The organism is Desemzia sp. AGC72 (assembly GCF_057334175.1).
In genome coordinates this window covers 516,015-541,996 of record NZ_JBHFIG010000021.1, presented here as the reverse complement: position 1 = coordinate 541,996, position 25,982 = coordinate 516,015, and the positions used below count along the sequence as shown (strand labels likewise).

At 37.1% G+C, this 25,982-nt stretch carries 26 protein-coding genes; all 26 read left to right on the top strand.

The features are described 5' to 3' along the window. Window positions 1–8 precede the first annotated feature (8 nt). The gene (locus ACE025_RS11655) at window positions 9–986 is read left to right on the top strand and encodes a beta-ketoacyl-ACP synthase III (protein ID WP_485939964.1); all 978 of its coding nucleotides are present in this window, start codon (window positions 9–11) and stop codon (window positions 984–986) included. Window positions 987–1,024: 38 nt separating this feature from the next. Beyond that, window positions 1,025–1,255 carry an acyl carrier protein gene (locus ACE025_RS11650; RefSeq protein WP_092480988.1) on the top strand — a complete coding sequence of 77 codons (231 nt, stop codon included), beginning with the start codon at window positions 1,025–1,027 and terminating at the stop codon, window positions 1,253–1,255. A gap of 31 nt (window positions 1,256–1,286) precedes the next feature. After that, a complete protein-coding gene (gene fabK, locus ACE025_RS11645; protein WP_485939962.1) occupies window positions 1,287–2,246 on the top strand; it encodes an enoyl-[acyl-carrier-protein] reductase FabK in 960 nt (319 codons plus the stop codon). Window positions 2,247–2,350: 104 nt separating this feature from the next. After that, entirely contained in the window at window positions 2,351–3,280 is a 930-nt protein-coding gene (fabD, locus tag ACE025_RS11640; protein ID WP_485939960.1) for an ACP S-malonyltransferase, read from the top strand. Between the two features lie 29 nt (window positions 3,281–3,309). Further along, a complete protein-coding gene (gene fabG, locus ACE025_RS11635; RefSeq protein ID WP_485939958.1) occupies window positions 3,310–4,047 on the top strand; it encodes a 3-oxoacyl-[acyl-carrier-protein] reductase in 738 nt (245 codons plus the stop codon). A gap of 21 nt (window positions 4,048–4,068) precedes the next feature. Then, the gene (gene fabF, locus ACE025_RS11630) at window positions 4,069–5,307 is read left to right on the top strand and encodes a beta-ketoacyl-ACP synthase II (protein WP_485939956.1); all 1,239 of its coding nucleotides are present in this window, start codon (window positions 4,069–4,071) and stop codon (window positions 5,305–5,307) included. Then, complete coding sequence (gene accB / locus ACE025_RS11625; protein WP_485939955.1) at window positions 5,308–5,793, top strand: acetyl-CoA carboxylase biotin carboxyl carrier protein; 486 nt, start codon at window positions 5,308–5,310, stop codon at window positions 5,791–5,793. A gap of 50 nt (window positions 5,794–5,843) precedes the next feature. Beyond that, a complete protein-coding gene (gene fabZ, locus ACE025_RS11620) occupies window positions 5,844–6,266 on the top strand; it encodes a 3-hydroxyacyl-ACP dehydratase FabZ (RefSeq protein WP_188204759.1) in 423 nt (140 codons plus the stop codon). Window positions 6,267–6,270: 4 nt separating this feature from the next. Next, complete coding sequence (locus ACE025_RS11615) at window positions 6,271–7,638, top strand: acetyl-CoA carboxylase biotin carboxylase subunit (protein ID WP_485939954.1); 1,368 nt, start codon at window positions 6,271–6,273, stop codon at window positions 7,636–7,638. A 41-nt stretch (window positions 7,639–7,679) separates the two neighbouring features. Beyond that, window positions 7,680–8,534: an acetyl-CoA carboxylase, carboxyltransferase subunit beta gene (gene accD / locus ACE025_RS11610; protein WP_485939952.1), complete on the top strand. Its 855-nt coding sequence runs from the start codon at window positions 7,680–7,682 to the stop codon at window positions 8,532–8,534. Window positions 8,535–8,574: 40 nt separating this feature from the next. Then, window positions 8,575–9,357 (top strand): acetyl-CoA carboxylase carboxyltransferase subunit alpha, encoded by a 783-nt coding sequence (locus tag ACE025_RS11605; protein WP_485939950.1) that lies wholly within the window; start codon window positions 8,575–8,577, stop codon window positions 9,355–9,357. 217 nt (window positions 9,358–9,574) lie between these two features. Then, the gene (locus ACE025_RS11600; protein WP_485939949.1) at window positions 9,575–10,108 is read left to right on the top strand and encodes a GNAT family N-acetyltransferase; all 534 of its coding nucleotides are present in this window, start codon (window positions 9,575–9,577) and stop codon (window positions 10,106–10,108) included. 290 nt (window positions 10,109–10,398) lie between these two features. Then, window positions 10,399–11,361 carry a tetratricopeptide repeat protein gene (locus tag ACE025_RS11595; RefSeq protein ID WP_485939947.1) on the top strand — a complete coding sequence of 321 codons (963 nt, stop codon included), beginning with the start codon at window positions 10,399–10,401 and terminating at the stop codon, window positions 11,359–11,361. A gap of 156 nt (window positions 11,362–11,517) precedes the next feature. Next, on the top strand, window positions 11,518–12,798 hold the full coding sequence (gene tig / locus ACE025_RS11590; RefSeq protein ID WP_485939946.1) for a trigger factor: 1,281 nt from the start codon (window positions 11,518–11,520) through the stop codon (window positions 12,796–12,798). Window positions 12,799–13,060: 262 nt separating this feature from the next. Beyond that, window positions 13,061–14,308: an ATP-dependent protease ATP-binding subunit ClpX gene (clpX, locus tag ACE025_RS11585; protein ID WP_485939944.1), complete on the top strand. Its 1,248-nt coding sequence runs from the start codon at window positions 13,061–13,063 to the stop codon at window positions 14,306–14,308. Window positions 14,309–14,649: 341 nt separating this feature from the next. Then, the gene (gene yihA, locus ACE025_RS11580; protein ID WP_485939942.1) at window positions 14,650–15,231 is read left to right on the top strand and encodes a ribosome biogenesis GTP-binding protein YihA/YsxC; all 582 of its coding nucleotides are present in this window, start codon (window positions 14,650–14,652) and stop codon (window positions 15,229–15,231) included. An 85-nt stretch (window positions 15,232–15,316) separates the two neighbouring features. Then, complete coding sequence (gene hemA, locus ACE025_RS11575) at window positions 15,317–16,744, top strand: glutamyl-tRNA reductase (protein WP_485939940.1); 1,428 nt, start codon at window positions 15,317–15,319, stop codon at window positions 16,742–16,744. Further along, window positions 16,728–18,017, top strand: a complete 1,290-nt coding sequence (hemL, locus tag ACE025_RS11570) for a glutamate-1-semialdehyde 2,1-aminomutase (protein WP_485939938.1) — start codon at window positions 16,728–16,730, stop codon at window positions 18,015–18,017. Before hemA ends, hemL begins: the two co-directional genes overlap by 17 nt. Before the next feature lie 200 nt (window positions 18,018–18,217). Beyond that, window positions 18,218–19,702, top strand: a complete 1,485-nt coding sequence (locus ACE025_RS11565) for an ABC transporter substrate-binding protein/permease (protein WP_485939936.1) — start codon at window positions 18,218–18,220, stop codon at window positions 19,700–19,702. Further along, window positions 19,695–20,420: an amino acid ABC transporter ATP-binding protein gene (locus tag ACE025_RS11560; protein ID WP_485939935.1), complete on the top strand. Its 726-nt coding sequence runs from the start codon at window positions 19,695–19,697 to the stop codon at window positions 20,418–20,420. Before ACE025_RS11565 ends, ACE025_RS11560 begins: the two co-directional genes overlap by 8 nt. Window positions 20,421–20,676: 256 nt before the next feature. After that, the gene (obgE, locus tag ACE025_RS11555; protein ID WP_485939934.1) at window positions 20,677–21,999 is read left to right on the top strand and encodes a GTPase ObgE; all 1,323 of its coding nucleotides are present in this window, start codon (window positions 20,677–20,679) and stop codon (window positions 21,997–21,999) included. 57 nt (window positions 22,000–22,056) lie between these two features. Next, entirely contained in the window at window positions 22,057–22,995 is a 939-nt protein-coding gene (gene rnz, locus ACE025_RS11550) for a ribonuclease Z (RefSeq protein WP_485939932.1), read from the top strand. A gap of 19 nt (window positions 22,996–23,014) precedes the next feature. Beyond that, entirely contained in the window at window positions 23,015–23,815 is an 801-nt protein-coding gene (locus tag ACE025_RS11545; RefSeq protein ID WP_485939930.1) for an SDR family NAD(P)-dependent oxidoreductase, read from the top strand. 26 nt (window positions 23,816–23,841) lie between these two features. Further along, a complete protein-coding gene (locus ACE025_RS11540) occupies window positions 23,842–24,219 on the top strand; it encodes a LapA family protein (protein ID WP_485939928.1) in 378 nt (125 codons plus the stop codon). 197 nt (window positions 24,220–24,416) lie between these two features. Beyond that, window positions 24,417–24,974: a DUF1836 domain-containing protein gene (locus ACE025_RS11535; protein ID WP_485939926.1), complete on the top strand. Its 558-nt coding sequence runs from the start codon at window positions 24,417–24,419 to the stop codon at window positions 24,972–24,974. Between the two features lie 26 nt (window positions 24,975–25,000). Further along, window positions 25,001–25,867: a DegV family protein gene (locus ACE025_RS11530; RefSeq protein ID WP_485939924.1), complete on the top strand. Its 867-nt coding sequence runs from the start codon at window positions 25,001–25,003 to the stop codon at window positions 25,865–25,867. Window positions 25,868–25,982 lie beyond the last annotated feature (115 nt).

The following is a 25,982-nucleotide window of genomic DNA, read 5'->3' as shown; positions in this document are numbered from 1 at the left end:
TGAATGGAATGGGAACAAAAATTGTCGGTACTGGAAGTTACGTACCCGAAAGAATCATTTCCAATGAACAATTAGAATCGTTTTTAGATACTTCTGATGAATGGATCCAAAGCAGAACAGGCATTAAAGAACGACGTATCAGCGATACAGAAGATACTTCAGATTTATGTGCTAAAGCAGCACAACGAATTCTGGCAAATGCTGCAGTTGACGCAAAAGAAGTTGGCTTTGTCATCGTTGCAACGATGTCGCCGGATTTTCTGAGTCCTTCTACAGCTAGCTTGGTGCAAGACAAGATAGGTGCTCATACTGTGATGTCATTTGATGTCAACGCCGCTTGTTCTGGTTTTATCTATGCTTTGTCTATAGCGGAAAAGTTGATGCAATCTGGTAGTTTCCGTTATGGTCTAGTTTTAGGCGGAGAAGTAATGTCTAAAATCGTAGACTGGAATGACCGAAGCACAGCAGTCTTGTTCGGAGATGGAGCAGGTGGAGTATTGCTTGAACATACTTCAGAGAATTCATTTGTCTTAGGGGAAGACATCCATGCTGATGGAAGCCGTGGAGAAGCACTTACTGCTGGAAAAGTCGAGTTTTCCGAAAAGTGGGGCACGCAACCTTCCTCGGCTTTGGATCTGCTGCAAATGGATGGCAGAAGCATATTTGACTTTGCTATTCGCAGTGTTCCTAAAAGCATTACTGATTTAACTGAAAAAACAGGTACTGAGTTTGAGGATGTAGAATATATTATCGCTCATCAAGCAAACTACCGTATCTTAAAAGCAATCGCTAAAAAACTAAAAGTTCCTGTGGAGTTGTTTGCATCAAATATCCATAAATACGGGAACACCTCTGCAGCAAGTATTCCAATTTTATTAGACGAATTGGTCTCAGGAGGTAAATTAGTTCTTGGAAGCAACAAGAAAGTTATATTAACTGGTTTTGGAGGCGGATTGACATGGGGTTCTATGTTGATTCAGCTATAAAAAAATAAAAAAAACATACATTAATGGAGGAAACAAAAATGACATTTTCAAAAATTCAAGAAATTATTATGGATCAATTAGACAAAGACGAGGAAGAAGTGCAATTAACAACTAACTTCCGTGAAGATTTAGAAGCAGATAGTTTAGACTTATTCCAAATCATCAATGATATTGAAGACGAATTCGACATCAAAATCGAGTCAGAAGAAGGATTGAACACTGTTCAAGATATCGTAAACTTTGTAGAAGCAGAAACAGCTAAAAAATAAACTCTACATATAGAAAGAAGGAAATATCTGTATGCAGACAGAATTAATTGAAAAACTGGGTATCAAATACCCAATCATTCAAGGCGCAATGTCTTGGGTAGCTAATCCTAGTTTGGTAAGTGCTGTTTCAAATGCTGGAGGTTTAGGAATACTTGCATGTGGTCATGCAACAGGAGAGACTGTTCTTGAATTAATTAAAGAAACTAAAACCTTGACTGATAAACCATTCGGGATAAATGTATTACTCCTTTCGCCATATGTAGAAGACATTGTAAAGATAGTGTGTGAAGAAGGTATAAAAGTGGTTACTACAGGCGCCGGTTCGCCAGGCAGATACATGGCACAATTCAAAGCAGCTGGTACCGTTGTTATTCCGGTCGTTGCTTCAGTAGCATTAGCGAGACGTATGGAAAATGAAGGAGCAGATGCTATCATTTGTGAAGGTATGGAAGCTGGGGGACACATCGGTAAAACGACAACTATGAACTTGGTTCCTCAAGTTGTGGATGCTGTCAACATTCCAGTAATCGCTGCTGGAGGAATTGCTGATGGACGTGGTGTGGCTGCGGCTTTTATGTTAGGAGCATCCGCTGTCCAATTAGGTACCCGATTTGTAGTAGCTCATGAAAGTACGGTTCATCAAAACTTTAAAGACGCTATTATAAAAGCTAAAGATATTGATACAGTCATTACAGGACAAATTACAGGTCACCCTGTACGTGTTTTGAGAAATAAATTGACGCGTCAATATCTAAAAGTAGAAAAAGAAATAACAAGTGATGAAAATCCTGATTTTGATCGTTTGGAAGCGATGGGTAAAGGGGCTCTGAAAAGAGCTGTTATCGATGGCGACAAAGACACTGGTTCATTCATGTCTGGTCAAAGTGCCGGATTAGTGAAAAGAGAACAAAGTTGTCATGACATCATACAAGAACTGATGAACGATTATAAACAAATTATTATCAATCAAGCAAATGTGTTATCTAATTAAAAATGGTTTAACCTATAGAATCATGATTATATTAGCTAGAAAGCTAAAAGGAGTTCTTTTTGCTTCCCTTAGTTTTCTAGTTCTTTTTTTAGGGAGCGAAACGAATGAAAACAGCAATCGTGTATAGTGGACAAGGAGCTCAGTATGTTGGTATGGGGAAAGATTTGTATGAACAGTATGACAGTGTCAAAGATGTTTTTACACAAGCCAGTGATACTTTAAAAATTGATATGGCAGCTCTTTGTTTTGAAGAAAATGATTTATTGAATCAAACGATGTATACACAACCAGCCATTTTGACTGTCAGCATGGCTATCGATGCTTTACTGACTGAAAATGGAATCCAACCGGATATCGTTGCAGGCTTAAGTTTAGGGGAATACAGTGCCTTTGTTAAAGCTGGTGTATTGTCATTTCCTGAAGCTTTAAAATTGGTGGAAAAACGAGGCCAATATATGACGGAAGCTGTTCCTTTAGGTGAAGGAGCAATGGCAGCTGTTATGGGATTAGATCGTAAGGTTATTGAAGATATTTGCCAAGAAGTAGCTTTAGAATATGGAGTTGTTTCTCCAGCTAACTACAATATGCCTGGACAAATAGCTATAGCTGGTTTAAAAGAACCAGTAGAGATAGCGAGCCAACGATTGAGTGAGGCTGGTGCAAAAAGAGTTGTTCCTTTAACCGTCAGTGGACCGTTCCATACAAGTTTGCTGGAACCAGCTGCTAAACAATTGGAAAAAGAAATCCTAGCTTATCAAATCAGTGATCCTTTGATACCGATTATCAGCAATACAACAGCTGTGCCGTTTGAAGATGCTGCACATATAAAAAGTATGATGGTCAAACAAGTCATGTCTCCAGTTTATTGGGAAGACAGCATTCAAAAAATGATCGAACTGGGTGTAGACACGTTTATTGAAGTTGGACCTGGCAAAACGCTGAGCAGTTTCATCAAAAAAATCGATCGATCAGTGAATACAATGAATATTGAAAATATCAAATCATTTGAAAAAACACTGCAAAAAATGAATTAAACCAGTTCTTGCAGAAAAAGGATGAGAATATGGAATTAAAAGACAAAACAGTAATTGTTACTGGTAGTTCTAGAGGAATAGGAAAAGCCATTGCTTTGGAATTTGCAAAAAAGGGCGCCAACATCGTATTAAACGGTCGTAAACCCATTGAAGAAAGCTTGATTGACGAATTGAAAGGTTTTGGAGTAAAAGTTCACTCTATTTTAGGGGATGTGAGTGATTTTGAATTTGCTCAAAAGTTGATTCAAGAAACAAAAGAAGTTTTCGGCAGTGTCGATGTATTGGTCAACAATGCTGGGATCACAAAAGATATGTTATTGATGCGAATGACTGAAGAAGATTTTGATCAAACTATCGACATTAATTTAAAAGGTACTTTTAATACAATACGTCACGCTTCAAAAGTTATGCTGAAGCAAAAAAGTGGCACCATTATTAACATGTCCAGTGTTGTCGGACTAGTCGGGAACGTTGGACAAGCAAATTATGCAGCAAGTAAAGCAGGTGTTGTCGGTTTGACAAAATCAGCGGCACGCGAATTAGCAGCTAGAGGAATCTCAGTCAATGCTATTGCACCAGGCTTTATTGAAACAGAAATGACAGAAGTACTTTCTGAAAAAATGAAAGAACAAGCTATCAATCAAATTCCATTAAAACATTTTGGAAACGTAGAAGAAGTTGCTAGAGTGGCAGTCTTTTTAAGCGAAAATCGTTACATTACTGGTCAAGTCATCAATGTTGATGGCGGAATGGTTATGAACGGTTAATAAAGAGGAGGACAAATACTTATGAATCGTGTAGTTATTACAGGAATGGGTGCAGTTACTCCATTAGGAAACTCTGTAGATGCTTTTTGGGAAGGTCTAAAAGCAGGGAAAAATGGGATAAAAGCCATTACTAAATTTGACGCCAGTGAAACTGGAATCTCAGTAGCCGGTGAATTGAAAGATTTTGATCCAAAGGAATATATGGATCGCAAAGTAGCAAAACGAATGGACGAGTATTCTCAATTCGGAGTAGCTGCGGCTGTTCAAGCTGTTGAAATGAGCGGAATCGATACAGAAAAGACCAATATGGACCGTTTTGGTGTCATTGTGGGCTCTGGTATCGGCGGTTTGAATGCTATGGAGCAGCAAATTATTAAAATGCACGATAAAGGACCTCAACGCGTAGCTCCTTTGTTTGTACCAATGGCAATCGGTAATATGGTTGCTGGAAACATCTCAATCGCTATAGGTGCAAGAGGAATCAATACTTCTATCGTTACTGCTTGTGCATCAGGAAACAACTCTATTGGGGAAGCTTTCCGCAACATCAAGCACGGGTATTCAGATGTCATTATTGCAGGTGGTGCAGAAGGAACGATCAACGAAATTGGGATTTCAGGATTCGCAGCTTTAAATGCGTTATCTACAAGTTCAGATCCAAGTCGCGCTTCTATTCCATTTGACAAAGAACGTCATGGATTTGTTATGGGTGAAGGTGCCGGAGTATTGATGTTGGAAAGTCTAGACCACGCACTAGAACGCGGTGCAACCATTTACGGCGAAATCGTAGGTTACGGAGCGACTGGTGATGGATATCATATGACAGCCCCTTCTCCAGACGGAAGCGGAGCAGGACGAGCAATGAAATTGGCTATGGAAGAAGCTGGCATCACACCAGCAGATATCGGTTATATCAACGCTCATGGAACCAGTACACCTGCTAACGATTCATCAGAAACACAAGCAATCAAATATGCTTTCGGCGACGCTGCTAAGGATGTTGCTATTTCAAGTACAAAGAGTATGACAGGTCACTTGTTAGGTGCTGCTGGCGGAATTGAGGCAGTAGCTTGTGTGAAAGCTCTACAAGAAAGTTTCCTTCCTCCAACGATCGGTTTACAAGTTCCAGATGAAAACTGTGATTTGGATTACATTCCAAACGTTGGGAAAGAAAAAGAAATCAAATATGCATTAAACAACTCTCTAGGGTTTGGCGGGCACAATGCAGTCACACTCTTCAAAAAGTGGGAGGATAAATAAATGGATTTTAACCAAGTAAAAGAATTAGTACATTTGATCGATCAATCTTCTTTGAAAGAATTCCATTTGCAAATGGATAACGTAAATGTACAAATGAGTAAGAACTCTCATGCTCCTGTAGCATCACCAGCAGCTGCTGAACCGAAAGCAGAATGGATACAATCTGCTCCAGCTGTAGACAGTAGTTCTTCAATCGAGAGCAGATTAGTTTCTGTACCTTCGTCTTCAGATGCAAAATCAGAAGTTACTGCAGGAGAAGCTGTATTGTCTCCTATCGTAGGAGTCGTTTATTTATCACCTGAACCAGGCAAATCCAATTTTAAAAAAGTAGGAGATACTGTTCAGATTGGTGAAACACTTTGTATTGTAGAAGCAATGAAAGTAATGAACGAAATCAAAAGCGAAGTAGAAGGTACGATTACTGAAATAATGGTAGAAGACAGCCAAGTTGTAGAATACAACCAGCCATTATTCAAAATCGGATAAGATTTTAAAATCAGAAAGCTGTATTTCTAGGAGGAAAAGAAATGACTAAATTGAACATTGCAGAAATTCAAGAATTGATCCCAAACCGTTACCCAATCTATTTCATCGACAGAGTTGATGAAATGACTCCAGGGGAACATGTATTAGCATTGAAAAACGTGACTATCAACGAAGAAGTTTTCCAAGGACATTTTCCAGGAGAGCCTGTATTACCGGGTGTTTACATCTTAGAGGCATTAGCTCAAGCAGGTTCGATTCCTCTATTGACGTTAGACAAATTTAAAGGACAAACAGCTTATTTAGGCGGAATGAATAAAGTTAAATTCCGTAAAAAAGTTCAGCCGGGTGACCAATTGATGTTGGAAGTCCACATTGTTAAACTTAAAGATTATGCAGGAATCGGTAAAGGTGTAGCTTACGTAGACGGCAAAAAAGTTTGTGAAGCTGAATTAACTTTCATCATAGGACGTTAAGCCTATGTTGAATAAAATTCTAATTGCAAATAGAGGCGAGATTGCTGTACGTGTCATACGTGCGTGTCAGGAAATGGGGATAAAAACCGTTGCTGTCTACTCAGAAGCGGATCGTGATGCTTTACATATGCAATTAGCTGATGAAGCGATTTGTATTGGACCAGCTAAAGCAACTGATTCCTACTTGGATATGCAATCGATATTGAGCGCTGCTGTCGTAACAAAAGCGCAAGCTATCCACCCTGGATTTGGTTTCTTATCTGAAAACAGCACGTTTGCTACGATGTGTGAAGAACTGAATATTACTTTCATTGGACCAAAACCTGTTACTATTCATCAAATGGGAGATAAAGCAAACGCTCGAGAGCTGATGATCGAAGCAGGAGTTCCTGTAATCCCTGGGAGTGATGGTTTCATCCGTACCATTGAAGAAGCAAAAGCTGCAGCTGAAAAACTTGGTTATCCAGTCATGCTGAAAGCTAGTGCAGGTGGTGGAGGAAAAGGTATGCGTCGAGTTGCTGATTCAACTGAATTAGAGACTGCATATGTCAATGCCAAATCCGAGGCTAAAGCTGCATTCGGAAATGATGACATGTACATGGAAAAAATCATCGAACATGCGCGTCATATAGAAGTGCAGATTCTAGCCGACAATCATGGGAATGTGATTCATTTAGGCGAGCGAGATTGCTCTTTACAACGCAAAAACCAAAAAGTGATTGAAGAATCTCCTTCAGTTGCAATCAATGAAGAACAAAGACAGTTGCTAGGCGAAACTGCCGTAAGAGCAGCGAAATATGTGGATTATCAAAATGCAGGAACAATAGAATTTCTATTAGATGTAGAAGGCAACTATTATTTCATGGAAATGAATACACGTATTCAAGTAGAACATCCAGTTACTGAAATGGCAACTGAAGTCGACATTGTTAAACAGCAGATTTTGATTGCCTCAGGAGAAATCTTGTCACTTCAACAAAAAGATGTTAGATTAACAGGGCATACTATTGAATGCCGAATCAATGCTGAAAACCCAGCTTTTAATTTCGCTCCTTCACCTGGCCGATTGGATTATTTACTTGTCCCGTCAGGCGGACTGGGACTGCGAGTTGAGAGTGCAATGTATCAAGGAGCCGAGATTCCTCCTTACTATGACGCTATGATTGCAAAAATCATCACTAAAGGTGCAAACCGAGAAGAAGCGATTGCAAAAATGAAACGTGCTTTAGGCGAATTAGTTATAGAAGGAATCATTACGAATCAATTTTTCCAAGAGGATTTGCTAAACGATGAGAAGTTTGTCAGTGGAGAATACGATACGAGTTATTTAGAAACTGAATTTCTGACACATTGGGTTCCACGTATAGAATAAAATGAACTGAAGAGAGCAAGAATTTTTCCAGAGGTGATAATGTGAAACTGTTTAAAAAGAAACGAGTGTATATCCCTATTCATGTGGATCGAACACAACAAGAAGATACAACAGTTCCTGTTGTACCAAATGGAATGTTCACTAAGTGTCCTCAATGTCAAAAATCCATTTATACAAAAGATTTAGGGCATGATAAAATGTGTCCTGAATGCGGATATTCTTTTAGAATATGTGCAACTGAACGGATCGAGTTAGTGACTGATGAGGGAAGTTTTGAAGAGTGGGATAAAGAAATGCCCTTATCAAATCCGCTTGATTTTCCAGGATACGAAGAAAAATGGCAACAAGCACAAGTTAAGGCGAACACTAATGAAGCCGTGGTTACGGGTAAAGCCACTATAAATGGTCATGAGACTGTTATTTGTGTAATGGATTCTACATTTATCATGGGAAGCATGGGGCAAATCGTTGGTGAAAAGATCACTCGAGCTGTAGAACGTGCTACCTCTGAAGAATTGCCGGTAGTGATCTTCACAGCTTCCGGTGGTGCCAGAATGCAAGAAGGAATCATCTCTTTGATGCAAATGGCTAAAATCAGCGGAGCAATCGCACAACACAGCAAAGCTTGTCTATTGTATATTACTGTTTTAACAGACCCTACTACTGGCGGAGTGACAGCTAGTTTTGCTATGCAAGGAGATATTATTTTATCTGAGCCTAGAGCACTAGTTGGGTTCGCCGGGAAACGAGTGATTGAGCAAACAATCAAAGAAACTCTCCCAGATGAATTCCAATTAGCTGAATCGGTTATGGAAAATGGGTTTATCGATAAAATCGTTCCACGTAACGAATTGAAAGACACATTAGGTAAATTGTTGAAATTACACAAAAAATAAAGCTTTTAGACAGCGTTGACAAAGAAGGTGCACTTAGAAAATGAAAAAAGCTATTGATATCGTAGAACGCTCACGAAGAACCTCTCGACTAAATACTTTAGAGATCATTACCGAGGTTTTTGAAGACTTTATAGAATTTCATGGAGATCGGTTATTTCGTGACGACAAAGCTATTGTTGGTGGAATCGCCACACTGAATGGTCAAGCTGTGACGGTGATCGGAAATCAAAAAGAACATGATTTAAAGGAAAATATTCGAAGAAATTTTGGTTCTGCTCATCCTGAGGGGTACCGTAAATCTTTACGTTTGATGAAGCAAGCAGAAAAGTTTGATCGTCCAGTGATTAACTTCGTCAATACTGCAGGCGCATATTGTGGCGTAGAGGCTGAAGACAGAGGACAAGGCGAAGCAATCGCCCGAAATCTTCTGGAAATGAGTCAGTTAAAAGTACCTATTCTTTCTATCATATTGGGAGAGGGCGGAAGTGGCGGTGCTCTCGCGTTAGCGATGGGAAATGAAGTGTGGATGATGGAAAATTCAATGTATTCTGTATTATCTCCTGAAGGTTTTTCTTCCATATTATGGAAAGACGCATCTAGAGCTAAGGAAGCTGCAGAAGTGATGAAATTAACACCAGAAAATTTAATGGACTTATCTGTTATTGATAAGATCCTTCCGGAATCTGAAAACGAAATAGACTTATCTAATAAAGAAATTTTGTTGACGATGAAAAAGGAGATCACGGACTTTTTAGAGAAAATGGCTCCAAAATCATCTGAAGAATTGATTCAAGAAAGATATGAAAAATTCAGAGTTTTTTAAAAAGCAGGCAAGAATAAGAGATTAAAGAATTCAGTTGATAAAGCATTCAGAGGAAGCATTGAGCCTTTTCTGTATGCTTTTTTGTATGAATTAATTACACGTTTTTATTGAAATTGTCACTGTAATAATGGGGAATACTTTTTAAAAATTTGTATATACAGTTAAATAACTATGGTACGATATGTGAAAAGAATTTTACGTAGATAAGGAGTCATTTATGACAGAAAAAAGCCGTACCCTATTATTAGCTGAAAATCGAGTATTAGAAACCGATCGTTTGATATTAAGACCAATAGGATTGAATGATACACGGGATATGTTTGAATATGTGAGAGATGCAGAGACTATGGTTTATATATTCGATCCTCATACCTCAATTCAGCAAACAGAAGAATTTATTGCCAATTATTATATGGAACAACCACTAGGATTTTATGCATTGGAACATAAATTAGACCAGAAGCTGATTGGAGTTATTGAGTTTAGAATCAAGGACAAGAAAAATGAAGGCGAGATCGGCTATATGTTAAATAAGGATTATTGGCGACAGGGTTACACTACAGAAGCTGTCGCTAAAATCATTGCCTTTGGTTTTGAAGTTTTACAATTAGACTATTTTATATCTGGTCATGATGTTGGAAATGATTCTTCTGCTGGACTGTTGAAAAAAATCGGCTTTCTTCAAAAAAGTATCACGAAAGGCGCTTATGAAGCGAACGGGCAAATGATAGATGTTGTCAATTATAAGTGAGCGAAAGAATCTTTTTTTTCAAAACTGTAGTCATACGTTTTAGCAAAAAAAATGGAAAGCACAATGGTCAATGAAATATTTAGGACACTTACTGCTTCTCAAAATGATTTACACTTCTTAAAAAACAAATTACTATCATTATTTACTGCTCACATATTGTTCTAAAATCACAACGTATGGTTTAACGTAAATGCATTAGTATGTTAAACTGAAGTTATTGAATTGAAAAATTTGTTTAGTAAACTATACTAGGTATTCAAAAATATCTAGCTTTGAAAAGCAGGTGAAATATGGGAGAACGAATAGACTTTCCAAAAAATTATGAATTGTATGTAAGAAAAGCTGTCCATAAGTTTCAAGAAGGGAATATGGCAGAAGCTTGCGATTTTTTTGAAGAGGCATATACGCTCAAGCAAGAATCGAGTATCAATGCCATGTATGTCTCTGCGCTTTTTCAGTTAGAACGCTACAAAGAGGCACAAGATGTTGCAGAAGATAAACTCGAGTTATACGAGAGTGATGATAGTTTGCATAGTTTATATACGACTATTTTAATCAAAAACCATTCATTTGAAGAGGCTGAACGCATTATTCAATGGAAGCTATCACAGCTGAACCAAACAACTAACAAAGAAATGTGGCATACTGCGAAATATGTTTTAGATCACGAACAAAATAGACATAAGCAAAATGAAAAAAAGCGGCACCAAGAGTTGCTGAAAGAAATTTTAGCGATGGGAGACAAATCGTTTGAACACCAAGCGGCACTGATCAAACAAATGCAGGAAATGAGCAATGACTGGTATACGTTAGGAGCCCGAAGCGTCTTACGCAACCCTTTCGTAAATGAGATCGTTAAAACCACTGTTTTAGAGCATTTAATAAAACAAGGTGTTACAGAAGAGTTTGAATTGTATTGGTTTGACCAAAGGCGGTTTATTATTCCGGCTAATCAATTGTCTTTAGAAGAAAATAAACGATTTAAAGAAGTTGTCCACTTGCTGAAAGAAAAGTTCGAAGATGACAATCCAACTATGTACCAAGCGCTGCTGCAAGAAGTGAATTTGCATTTCTTAATGTTGTATCCGTACATTGAAGAAGTGGTGACAGACGCAAGTAAATGGTTAGGCGTGTGTTTTAATCAGTATGATGCCTATTTCTTAAACTTGGTAGATGATGATCCGGATAACCAAACAATGGAAATATGGATTCAACGATTAAATGAAGAACTTGCTGCAATGATGATGGAATAACAGGGTCAATAAAAAAGCTTCAAAAGAAAGAATAAAATTTGTAAAACGTAATGTATAGCAGTTTTTATTTACAAAACCGCTTAAGTGGTGTAATATGGAAAAGTATGCAAGTCTTCAAAAGACTGTGAAAATAGAATATTTCGGAGGGTAATTTACATGACTGCAAAATGGGAAAAAAAAGGAATCAACGATGGCGTATTGTCATTTGAAATTTCAGAAGAACAAGTAAAACAAGGTATCGAAACAGCTTTTAACAAGGTGAAAGGTACTTTATCAGTACCAGGATTCCGTAAAGGGAAAGTTCCTCGTAAAGTTTTCAACAAAATGTACGGAGAAGAAGCTTTATACGAAGATGCTTTAAATGCAATCTTACCAGAAGCTTACGCTGCTGCACTTGAAGAAGCAGGAATTGAAGCAGTAGACCAACCAGAAATCGATGTGAAAAGCATGGAAACTGGCAAACCTTGGGAAATCGAAGCTAAAGTTACTGTTAAACCTGAAGTAAAATTAGGCGACTACACTGGCCTTGAAGTTCCAAAACAAGACCGTGAAGTATCTGACGAAGACGTTGTAGAAAACTTAGAAAGCAAACGTAGTGCTCAAGCAGAATTAGTCTTGAAAGAAGACGCTGCTGAAAATGGCGATACTGTTGTTATCGACTTTGAAGGATTCAACGATGGAGAAGCTTTTGAAGGTGGAAAAGGCGACAACTTCTCACTTGAATTAGGCTCAAATTCATTTATTCCAGGATTTGAAGAGCAATTAGTAGGTACAAAAGCTGGAGACGAAGTTGAAGTTAATGTAACTTTCCCAGAAGATTACCAAGCTGAAGACTTAAAAGGTAAAGACGCAGTATTCAAAGTTAAAGTTCACGAAGTTAAAGCAAAAGAACTTCCAGAATTAGATGATGAATTTGCTAAAGATATCGATGACGAAGTTGAATCACTTGATGAATTAAAAGAAAAAGTGAAAAAACAATTAACAGAAGCTAAAGTTGCTTCAGCAGAAGAAGCTGTAGAAGATGCTGCTATCCGTAAAGCTGTAGAAAACGCGACTATCGAAGAACTTCCTCATGCAATGGTTCATGACGAAGTACATCGTCAAATGGAATCATTCTTGAACAACATGCAACAACAAGGTGTATCTCCTGAAATGTACTACCAAATCACAGGTACTACAGAGCAAGATCTACACAAACAAATGGAAACTGATGCAGAATTCAGAACTAAAACGAACTTAGTTTTAGAAGCAATCGTTGAAAAAGAAAACTTTGATCCTTCTCAAGAAGAAGTTGAAGAAGAAATCAAGAGCTTAGCTGATGAATATGGTATGGAACCAGATGCTGTAAGAAATGCATTGACTCCAGACATGTTGAAACATGATATTTCATTGAAGAAAGCAATTGACTTGATCACTTCTACAGCAGTAGAAAAATAATTGCTTCATTGAACAATACTCAACGAAATACAATCGCAAGGTTTAGTTTTTGTTGAACAAGTCCGACTTTAGCAATGTTTTAAGTGATTGAAACGTGATATGTTAAGGGGCTAGACCATAAGTGTTGTGGTCTGGCCCCTTTCTTACTCAAAAGAAGCCATTAGGTAGCAATATTTTGATATATATGCTATCATTTAACAAGTTTGAATGTTATATATGAAGGAAAGTATTAACAGGAAACAGAATAGAGGTGTATGGTAACATGTTTAATGATGAAGAAACAAGTGGTGTGGTTAGTTGTTCATTCTGTGGCAAAACTCAAGATCAAGTAAAGAAAATCGTTGCTGGGCCTGGAGTATACATCTGTAATGAATGTATTGACTTATGTAAAGAAATCATAGATGAAGAATTTAGTGAAACAGGTTACGGAGAGTTTTTAGAAGTTCCAAAACCTCAAGAAATTCAACAAATTTTAAATGAATATGTGATTGGGCAAGAACAAGCGAAAAAATCGTTGTCTGTTGCAGTATACAATCACTATAAGCGTGTCAATCATATGGGTGAAAGTGAAGAAGGCGGAGTTGAACTTCAAAAAAGTAACATCAGCTTGATTGGTCCTACAGGATCAGGAAAAACTTTCTTAGCTCAAACATTGGCTCGCATTTTAAATGTTCCATTTGCTATAGCAGATGCAACCAGTCTGACTGAAGCAGGATATGTTGGAGAAGATGTTGAAAACATTCTTCTGAAGCTTTTACAGTCAGCAGACTTCGATGTAGAACGTGCTGAAAAAGGGATCATTTATATTGATGAAATCGATAAAATAGCTCGCAAGAGTGAAAATGTGTCTATTACACGTGATGTATCTGGTGAAGGTGTGCAACAAGCCTTGCTGAAAATATTGGAAGGTACGGTAGCTAGTATTCCTCCTCAAGGCGGAAGAAAACATCCTCAACAAGAATTCATCCAATTAGATACTACAAATATTTTGTTCATCGTTGGTGGAGCATTTGATGGGATTGAATCAATCGTTAAAAATCGTTTAGGCGAAAAAGTAATCGGTTTTGGTTCTTCTAAGAAAAAATTCGATGAATCTAAATCTGTTATGCAACAAATCATTCCTGAAGACTTACTGAAATTTGGTTTGATTCCGGAATTTATTGGTCGTTTGCCTATCATGGCAGCACTTGAGAAGTTGACAGAAGATGATTTGATTCACATTCTAACAGAACCAAAAAATGCCTTGGTAAAACAATATAAGAAATTACTAGAGTTGGATGATGTTGAACTTGAATTCGAACCTGAATCTTTACGCGAAATCGCTAAATTAGCTATTGAACGTAATACTGGAGCTCGTGGTTTACGCTCAATTATCGAAACACTCATGTTAGAGATTATGTTTGACTTACCAAGTCGTCCAGAAGTATCCAAATGTGTCATCACTAAAGAAGCTGTTGAAGACACTTCAAAAGCAATTTTTTATGATGTCGAAGGAAAAAAAGTCGTTTAAAAATGAACTAAGTGCACTGAAGAGACTCGGCCGAAAAGAGGCAGGGTCTCTTCTTTTTTAGATTTCTAAAAAGGGCGTACATACTAGATATTTTACAATTGTGTTACAAATGTCTCTTTTTTATGTTCGTGAAAACGAAAACAGAGATTTATACGTTATATTTTAATATCAGTTATGTTAGAATAGGAAATGGATTTAAGAGAGAGTTCGTTTAATTAGTTATCAACTGATTCTATAAACCAATTATACAAGTGAAATTACTAAACTTTTTTGAGTGGAATGAAATGATCAGTCCATAAAAATTATTTACAGTGATTTAAAAAGAGGACGTGGAAAACACTATGAAAGTAAATCGTGCAGAATTTATCATCAGCGCAGTTTCACCAGCGCAATACCCGAATACAAATCTTCCGGAAATTGCTTTAGCGGGAAGATCAAATGTAGGTAAATCTACGTTTATCAATAAAATGACTAATAGAAAGAATCTTGCACGAACTTCAAGTAAACCGGGGAAAACTCAAACATTGAATTACTATAAAATTGAAGAAAAATTTTATTTTGTAGATGTTCCTGGATACGGTTATGCAAAAGTATCAAAAACTGAAAGAGCTAAGTGGGGAGAAATGCTTGAGACCTACTTTACTAAAAGAGAAACCTTGAAAGCAGCTGTGTGTGTAGTGGACTTCAGACATCCGCCAACACAAGATGATATCCAAATGTATAATTTCTTAAAATACTACAATGTACCTGTTTTAGTGTTAGCGACTAAGGCAGATAAGATTCCAAAAAGCAAATGGAACAAACATGAAAAAATCGCGAGAGAAACCTTAGATTTAGATCCATCTGACAAGTTGATTGTTTTCTCATCTGAATTGGGTACTGGGGTAGATAAAGTTTGGCATTATATAGAGTCTATTATTTGACCTTAGAAGATCTGATGCAGTAGATATAGAACAATCAACAGTAACTTACGAACTGGGGATAAAAGAACTAAAAGGATGATAAACATTGAAAATATTACTATATGGTGTTAGTCATCATTATGCACCAATTGAAATTAGAGAAAATTATGCTGTGGAAGACATCAGTGTAGCTAAACAGCTTGCTGATATCCACTCGTTCTCTGGCGTAGAAGAAGTGGCCATATTAACAACTTGCAATCGTACAGAATATTATATGTATGTAGATCCTGATTCATTTAAACATGGTGAGTTACTCCACTACTTAGCAGATTATACAGGATATGATGTTACCGAAGTAATCTCTACAACGTATGGTAAATCTAACTTAAGTGCAGCAACTCATTTATTTAGTGTAACTTCAGGTTTGGATTCGGCCATTATTGGAGAAAGCCAGATTCTTGGACAAGTCAAATCAGCTTATAAAAGTGCGCAAGAATCTTATACTATCGGACCTATTTTAAGTTCATTATTCAATAAAGCCATTGCTTTTTCTAAAAAAATGCATACGGAAACCAAAATTGATCAAGTGTCACGAGATGCAGCGTCAGCTGCAGTGCAGCTGTTTAAACAAGAATGGAAAGTTTTTTCTGACAGACGCTTTTTGATTATAGGAGCTGGAGAAATGGCACAATCTGCCGCAAGAGCTTTGGTTTATCAAGGAGCAGAATCGATTACACTGGCGAGCCGTGATTACGATAAAACAAGTGAAGTTGTCGGGAAGTTGAATGAGTGGGCAAATGTGTTAAAAACAAATGAAATGAGCATACGTACTTTCCATACTGGAGATTATGATCATTTACCAATGTTTTTAGCAAAAGCAGACGGTGTCATTGCTGCTACTAAATCTCCGGAAGTGATCATAACAGAAGACATGGTCAAAAAAATGAATGCTATTCGTTTTTCAAAGAAAAAACAGTTGATGATGGACCTCGCTGTACCGCGTAATATTGAAATGGATTTGGAAAAAGACGAGCATATCGCTCTTTTTGATATGGACCGAATCGGCAACGAATTAAAGACGACTAACAAGCTGCAAGAGAAAGAATTGAATCATATCAAAACTGAAATGGAAGAAGCAATCTATCAATTCAATTTTTGGTTCAAAGAGCGCAAATCCGTTCCATACCTTGAAGAATTCAGCAGAAAAAACAATCAATTAAAAGATGCTGTTATGCAAAGTTTAATGAATAAATTGCCGGAATTGACTGAACGTGAAACAGCAGTCATCGAAAAACACATGCAAAGTGTTGTAAATCAAATGGCAAAAAAACCGATCCAAGCTTTGAAAGAAATCACTAAAACTGATTCTCCTGAAAAGGCGGATAGAGAATTGAAGCAATTCGCTGTTCAACTAGGAATCATTGAAAAAGAAATACCAGAAGAAGAAGTAAAATCAGAAGAAAATGTTGTACCTGTCAGTCCAAAGATTAGTTTTGAGAGAAAAGAGGTTTTTCAGTATGAGAACCACCGCTAAATCAGAATCCATCTTTCGAAAATCGATTGATTTAATGCCAGGGGGCGTCAGCAGCCCTGTTAGAGCATTCAAATCAGTCGATGTTCCGCCTATCGTAATGGAAAGAGGACAAGGTAGTCATATTTTCGATGTAGACGGCAATGAATACATTGATTATGTATTGTCTTGGGGGCCATTGATTTTAGGGCATGCAAATCCAATGGTGGTCAAAAGTATTCAAGATGCGGCTGCATTGGGGACGAGTTTTGGGACATTGACTGAAATGGAAACGGCACTTGCTGAAATGGTGATTGAAAGAGTACCATCTATTGAAATGGTTCGATTTGTAAATTCTGGGACAGAAGCTACAATGAGTGCGTTGCGCTTAGCTAGAGGCTATACAAATAGGGATAAAATCATTAAATTAGAAGGCAGCTACCATGGACACGATGACTCCTTATTGGTGAAAGTCGGCTCAGGAGTTGCTACTTTAGGGTTGCCTGATTCACCAGGCGTTCCAAAAAATACGACTTCTAATACTTATGTAGCTCCTTATAACGATTTAAATGCTGTTAAAGAGTTGTTTGCATCATATCCTGGAGAATTTGCTGCTGTTATTATGGAACCTGTTGCCGGAAATATGGGCGTTATTCCTCCTGTAGAAGGTTTTCTTGAAGGTCTGCGTGAAATCACTCTTCAAGATGGAGCTTTATTGATCTTTGATGAAGTCATGTCAGGGTTTCGTGTAGGTTATCACAGCGCACAAGGTCATTACGGGGTCACTCCAGATATTTCTTGTCTTGGTAAAGTTATCGGCGGGGGCGTTCCTGTAGGGGCTTACGGCGGCAGAAAAGACATCATGGAACACATTGCTCCTGCTGGACAAATTTATCAAGCTGGTACTTTGTCAGGTAATCCTATTGCAATGGCTTCAGGGATTGCTACATTATCTCAACTGAAAAGAGAAGATTATATGTATTTTGAAAGTTTAGGCAATCAGCTTAAAGAAGGAATAGAAGCTTTAAGTAAAAAATACAGTATTGATATCACAGTAAATCAGGCGGGAAGTATGATTGGAATGTTCTTTACCAGTGGACCTGTGACGAATTACCAACAAAGCAAAGCCAGCGATACAGCTTTTTTCTCTAAATATTATAAGGAAATGGCAGATAGAGGTATTTTCTTGCCTCCTTCTCAATTCGAAGGCTTGTTTTTGTCTACTGAACATACAAAATCAGATATCGAAAAGACATTAAAAGCTATGGATGAAAGTTTTGCTGTTTTAACTCAATAGTAAAAGCTATAAAAAAGCATGGAGAAATCTCCATGCTTTTTTATATACATATTATTTTATACAAAAATAAGCAATAAAAAGTGTATAAAAACGCTATTATGTGTATAAAAAAGAAATAAATTAAATAAATATTGCATAAATATCCTCTGTTTGTTAAGATATCTATAATATTTATGAATAAGCTATTCAGGAGGAAAATAATGAAGAATAAAAAAGGATTATTGGTTTTATTATACATACTTACCATATTTTTACCTTTGAGCTTGAACGCAAGCTCAGTCCATGCAGAAGAAATGGTACAAGACTCTTCGTTGGAAGAGATAAAAGAAAAAGGTGTGCTGGTCATTGGGACGAGTGCAGACTTTCCACCGTATGAATTTCATGCAACAGTTGAGGGAAAAGATACGATTGTTGGAATGGATATTGAAATTGCTAAGAAAATTGCTGAAGATATCGGAGTAGAATTGCAAATTAAAGATATGCAATTTGACAGTCTGATTCCTGCGTTAGAAACCAATAATGTTGACATGATTTTAGCAGGAATGTCAGCGACTGAAGAAAGAAAAGTCAGTGTCGATTTTAGTGATCCTTATTATTTTGCTACACAAAATATTGTGATTAGAGCAGAAGATAAAGAGTTATACTCATCGAAAAAAGATTTCAGCGGAAAAGTGATCGGCGCTCAAATGGGATCCTTACAAGAAACGTTGGCAAAAAGTGAAATGATTGAGTCAGAGTTGATTACATTAGGTCAAACCACTGAACTATTATTATCTTTAAAAACAGGGAAATTAGATGCTGTAGTTATGGAAGGACCAAATGCTTTAGCTTTTACAGGAAATGACGATTCATTGATCACTTTTGAAGGTGGTTTTGAAGGTGGCGAAACAGACGGAACAGCTATTGCAATGCAAAAAGGGGCAGATACATTAGTTGCGGCAGTGAATGAGTCTCTGGCTGAAATAAAAGAAAAAGATTTGGTTCCCAGTTATTTAGCTGAGACTGGAAAATATCTTGAGACTGTGCCAGCAGAAGATAAAGATGAAGAAAGTTCTATTTTTGACTATTGGTCTTATTTTCTAGAAGGTACAGGAAATACAATTTTTATTTCTGTTGTTAGTGTATTGTTTGGATCGTTGATTGGAGGCTTGCTGGCGCTTATCAGAATAGGAGACAACAAGTTCTTACGTTTTTTAGCTACAGCTTATGTAGAATTTGTGCGAGGAACGCCAATGATGATTCAAGTCATGTTCATTTATTTTGCAGTTGGTTATCTGATCAATATTCCAGCATTGTTGGCAGGGATCATTGCCGTTTCTTTAAATAGCGGAGCTTATGTGTGTGAAATTGTGCGGTCAGGATTGTCTTCTGTTTCTAAAGGACAAATAGAAGCAGCTCGAAGTTTAGGGATGAGTAAAAAGACAGCTATGAGACACATCATTTTTCCTCAAGCATTGAAAAATATATGGCCGGCTTTAGGAAGTGAATTTGTAACGATCATCAAAGAGAGTTCTATTGTATCTGTAATTGGAGTTAGCGAATTGATTTTCCAAACTCGTGTAGTGACATCAGTATCTTATAGAGGTATTGCTCCATTAGCTGTCAGTATGGTCATTTACTTCATTCTGACATTCAGTTTGACGAAACTATTGAATTATTATGAAGGGAAGATGGCTCATGATTAAGATTCAGCATTTAGCTAAATCATTTAAAGATAATGAAGTCTTAAAAGACATCAATGAAGAAATAAAAAAAGGGGAGGTTGTTGTCATCATCGGGCCTTCCGGTTCTGGTAAAAGTACTCTATTGCGTTGTTTAAACTTATTGGAGATGCCTTCTAAAGGTGAAGTCATTTTTGAAGGAACTTCTCTTACTGGATTAAAAGAAGAGAAATTGAATCAATTAAGAGAAAAAATGGGGATGGTTTTCCAAAACTTCAATTTATTTCCGCACAGGACAGTCATAGAGAACATGAAGATCGCTCCAATGAAGGTAAAAAATGTAGCGGAATCCGTTGCTGAAACGACAGCTATCAAGTTGTTGAGAAAAGTCGGATTAGAAGAAAAAGCTCATATGTACCCGAATAGTCTATCAGGAGGTCAGCAGCAACGAGTTGCTATTGCTAGAGCATTAGCAATGAATCCCGATGTAATGCTTTTTGATGAACCGACTAGTGCACTTGACCCGGAAATGGTTGGTGAAGTACTAGGAGTTATTCAAGATTTAGCTGAATCTGGTATGACAATGGTAGTTGTAACACATGAAATGGGTTTTGCAAAAAAAGTAGCCGACCGTGTTTTATTTATGGATGCAGGTTACATCGTAGAACAAGGAACACCGGAACAAATATTTAATTTCCCGGTTAATGAACGTACACAAGACTTTTTAGCAAAAGTTTTATAAAAAAAGCTTGTTAATCTTTTGATAAACGTCCTCTGATGCGACAAATCAGAGGACGTTTATTTGTTTAGTGAAGCTTTATCTCACTTGTTTGATGGACAAAATGGTAAAATCAAAGTACAATTAAGCGTGAATGTAGAAGAATCTTTCAAAGTTGGTTAAGGTTCGAAGAGAGAATCCAGAAGTTTCTATAAAAATACTGAAACTTCATCAATATATAGAATTATTCTAGTCTCAATCAATTGAGGAGGAAATAAGTATGTCAATGTTTTTAGATCAAGTTAAAATTAATGTTAAAGCCGGTGACGGCGGGAATGGAATGGTTTCGTTTAGACGTGAAAAATACGTTCCGGATGGTGGACCTTCAGGTGGAGACGGAGGAAGTGGTGGAAACATCATTTTTGTAGTCGATGAAGGATTGCGTACGTTATTAGATTTTCGTTTTAATCGTCATTTTAAAGCTCCGCATGGAGAAAACGGAATGACTAAAGGGATGCACGGTAGAGGAGCTAAAGACTTAACCGTCAAAGTTCCACCAGGTACAGTAGTAAAAAATGCTGAAACTGGAAGAGTTTTAGGTGATTTGATTGAAGATGGTCAAACTTTAGTGGTGGCAAAAGGAGGACGCGGAGGACGCGGAAATATTCGTTTTGCGACGCCTAGAAATCCGGCTCCGGAAATTGCTGAAAATGGTGAACCTGGACAAGAATTCGAGATCGAAATGGAATTAAAAGTTTTAGCAGATGTAGGGTTAGTAGGTTTTCCTTCAGTAGGTAAATCAACGTTGCTATCTGTTGTTTCTTCAGCTAGACCCAAAATTGGCGCATACCACTTTACAACGCTGGTTCCTAACTTAGGAATGGTTCGTACAGAAGACGGCCGCAGTTTTGTTATGGCAGATATGCCTGGTCTGATCGAAGGAGCTTCTCAAGGTGTTGGTTTGGGAATCCAATTCTTAAGACATATTGAAAGAACGCGTGTGTTGCTGCACATCATCGATATGAGTGGAAGTGAAGGGCGTGACCCATTTGATGATTTCCAAGTCATCAATAAAGAATTGGAATCATACAACTTGCGACTATTGGAAAGACCGCAAATCATTGTAGCCAATAAAATGGATATGCCTGAATCAGAAGAAAATCTGAAAGCATTTAAAAAGAAAATCCAAGAACTAAAAGAAAATGAATTTGATGATGATATTCCGGTTTTCCCTATTTCATCTGTAACTCATAAAGGAATCAGTGCCTTGATGAGCAAAACAGCTGATGTGTTAGAAAACACTCAACCATTCCCTGTTTATGATGAACTTGAGGAAGATGAAGAATCTGTTCTTTATAAATATACTCCAGAAGAAAAACCATACACATTAACTAGAGAACCAGATGCATCATGGACATTAGGCGGAGCTAAATTGATCAAGCTCTTCCAAATGACAAACTTCGACCATGATGAGTCATCTTTACGTTTTGCCCGTCAGTTGAGATCTATGGGTGTAGATGCTGAATTAAGAGAGCGTGGCGCTAAAAATGGCGATATCGTTCGTATGAAAGACCAAGAATTTGAATTTGAGTACATGGAATAAAACTGGTTAATGTTGACGGTCAGATTCTCATAGCTCAAAAAGATTAGGATGGACGATATGGAATTATTATTTTTAGGAACAGGCTCAGGGGTTCCTTCAAAACAACGTAACGTGACCAGTATTGCTTTGAAGTTGTTAGATGAAAGAAATTCAGTTTGGTTATTTGATTGTGGAGAAGGCACACAACAACAAATATTAAATACGACATTAAAACCTCGAAAAATAGATAAAATTTTTATTACCCACTTACATGGAGATCATATTTATGGTCTTCCGGGTTTGTTGGCGAGCAGAGCGTTTCAAGGAGGAGACGGACCTTTAACTGTCTATGGTCCTCCAGGAATTGAACGTTTCGTGCGGACTACATTGAAAATCAGCGGGACATATTTAAAATACCCGTTGAAATTTCATGAAATTCAACAAGAGGGAATCGTTTTTCAAGATGAACAGTTTACTGTCAGCTGCATGGAACTGAATCATGGTATCCAGTCTTTTGGATACAGGATTGAAGAGGCAAGTCACCAAGGTGCTCTTCAAGCTGATAAACTAAAAGAGGCGGGTATTCCATTTGGACCGCTATTTGGGAAATTGAAAAATGGTGAAACGGTTACTTTAGAAGATGGTCGGGTCTTTAATGGAAAAGATTTCATTGGAGAACCTCATGAAGGAAGAATCGTAACCATTTTAGGGGACACCAAACAAACAAAAAATAGTATACTTTTAGCTAAAAATGCTGATGTTTTGGTACATGAAAGCACGTTTGACCATAAAAATAGACAATTAGCAAAAGAATACAATCATTCAACTAATGTTGAAGCTGCTGAAACAGCCAAACAAGCGAATGTCAAACGATTGCTGCTGACTCATATCAGTGCGCGTTTTTTAGGTAATGATGTTCATTTGCTGGAAAAAGAAGCTCAAAAGATTTTTCCGCAGACTAAAGTAATGAAAGATTTCAGTGAAGTAGAAATACCGCTTAAGAAAGACAATAATTAAGTGTAAAGGGGCTGTTAATGTGAGGGATACTAACCATTTACAAGATAAGGTCGTTTTTATTACAGGTGCATCTTCCGGACTAGGAGAACAAATTGCCTATGAAGCATCTTTAAAGGGAGCTACTGTTGTAGTTGCTGCTCGTCGTTTAGATAAACTAAAGACAGTAAAAGAAAACTGCGAAAAAATCTCTGGAAAAAAAGCTTACTTATTTTCTTTAGACATTGCTGATCCTGAAGAAATCGAAACGACGTTCAATGAGATCATCGAAACAGTTGGGCCGATAGATGTATTAATCAATAATGCTGGATTTGGACATTTCGAAAGTGCGTTGACAACGGATATGAGCATTGCTGAAGACATGTTTCGCGTAAATGTGCTAGGATTAATGTATACTTCACAATTGGCCGCTATTCATATGGCTGATCGTAAAACAGGGCACATCATCAACATCGCTTCAATGGCAGGAAAAATGGCTACACCTAAATCGACTATATATTCAGCTAGTAAATTTGCTGTTATAGGATACACAAATGCTTTGCGTTTAGAACTGAAACCTTTATCCATTAAAGTATCTACAGTCAATTTAGGACCTGTTAAAACATCTTTCTTCGATAAAGCAGATAAAAATGGAGATTATTTGGCAAAAGTAGATAAATTTGTGTTGGATTCTAAAGAAGTCGCTTATAAAGTAGTGAAAATGATTGGATCCTCTAAACGTGAATTGAACTTGCCTAAATCAATGGAGATTGCTAGTCGTTTTTATACTCTGTTCCCAACAGCTGGAGATTATTTGGCTACAAAGTTGTTTGATAAAAAATAAAACTTTATTATAAGGAGTTTTTGCAGATGAAAAGACAATGGACAACAATTATAGCTATAGTATTAATCATTTTGATTGCTGCTTTTGCAGTTATGAATACTGAATTGGTGCCAGTAAATTTTGCGTTCACTGTAGCTTCTTGGCCGTTGATTATGGTCATTTTAGGCTCGCTGCTGATTGGTGCTTTGATTGCCGTTTTGATTTCTACAGGAACGATCATGCATGACCGCAAAGAAATCAAACAGCTGAAAAAAGAAATAGAAGCGTCAAAATCTAAACAACAAGATGAAATCTCGCAGATCCATAAAGAACATGAAAAAGAATTAAGCGACAAAAATAATCAGATCCAACAATTAAAAGGTCAATTAAATGTATCAGACGTTCAAACCGTTAAAATAGATTAGGTTGTTAAAACGTGTTCGTTGCAGATTGTGCCCGCTAATTGGGAGAACCAATGTGTGAAACTACTTTGAACCCTATTAAACAATAAAAAAAATTCAAAGTAGTTTTTTTTATTTTTATCATCTAGTTCTAATAACTAATTTGTCTAGTTATATAGAATGTGTTAAAATAAATTATCTTTTAAAAAGGATATGAAAAAATGACATATAATGAAGAATTAATGCAGTGGACTGCTGACGTTGAAGAGTATCGTTTACCTAGATGGGATGAATTGCCGGATATTGATTTATATATGGATCAAGTGATCACGTTGATTGAAAATTATTTGATGATTTTTAATCCAACCCACGATAAGAAAATCATTACTTCTTCAATGGTGAACAACTATGTGAAATTAAAGTTGATCCCTAAACCCGTAAAGAAAAAATATACGAAGAAACATTTGGCCTATTTGATCGCTATCTCTATTCTCAAACAAGTCATCACTATTCCAGAAGTGAGAGACGGAATCGTCTATCAAGCCTCGGTGAACGGAATTAGGGAAGCTTATAATTTATTTTGTTTTGAACAAGAATATGCTTTAAAAGCGGTTGCATCTCGTATTGGGGAAACAGAGTTGCTGCCGTTGATGAAAGATGATACAGACGAAAAAACGATGCTTGTACGCAATGCCACTTTAGCGGTTGCTACAAAAATAGCTACAGAAAAATTGGTAGCTTCACTGAATGTTGTTGATAGTCAAGAAAACAAAAAATAAGTAATTAATGGAGGACGATTAGAAAAATGAAGAACGAAAAAATTGCTTTTCTAGTTGATTCAGGATCAGATGTTCCGCAAAATATTTTGGAACAAGGAAACATGAAGGTGATCCCGTTGAAAATCATTTATAAAGACGGTGAGTATACTGATAAAGTAGATATACAGCCTGAAGAGCTGTATGATCGCTTAAAAGAAGAAATTCCTAAAACATCTTTACCTGATGGGGAGACCATCAAGAATATGCTGAATGAGATCAAAGCAGAAGGATACACTAAAGTTATTGCTATAACGATTTCCAGCGGATTAAGCGGAACAAACAACATGGTTCGCTTAATGGCTGAAGAAGTAGATGATTTAGATGTATTTGTGTTAGATACGAAAAATGTAGGAATAGGCAGCGGTCTGCATGCTGTCCAAGCATTGTCTTATGTAGAAGCAGGTATGGATTGGGAAACCATCAAACAAAAACTTCAAGATGGGATTGGAAAAATCAAGATACATTTCTATGTCGATACGTTAGAGTATTTACAAAAAGGTGGAAGAATTGGATTGGTTTCATCACTAGTTGGGAATTTGTTGAACTTAAAACCGGTCATTTCATGTAATGACGATGGTATTTATTATACGGTAACTAAAGCCAGAGGAAGCAAAAAAGGAATCCAAAAAACAATTGATTGCTCCGTAGAATTCGCAAATAAAGCGAAAAAATATGATGTAGCTGTTTGTTATGCTGGTACAGAAACGAAAAAAATCACAGATACAATTACTGAAACAATGAAAGATCTGCTGCCGAATATCCGCAATTTTTATTATGATACGATCAGTCCTGCTTTAGGTGTGCATACAGGACCTGGTTTGATCGGAATTGCAATAAGCCAGCTGGAAGACTAAAATTAATCAGATTGTAAAAAGCCAGACAAGTGTCCTGTGCTTTTTACAATTTTTTTGTTTTTCACAATTCTTTCCTGTTCACTCTTCTATCAATCAAAGTGCTAATTTGATATAC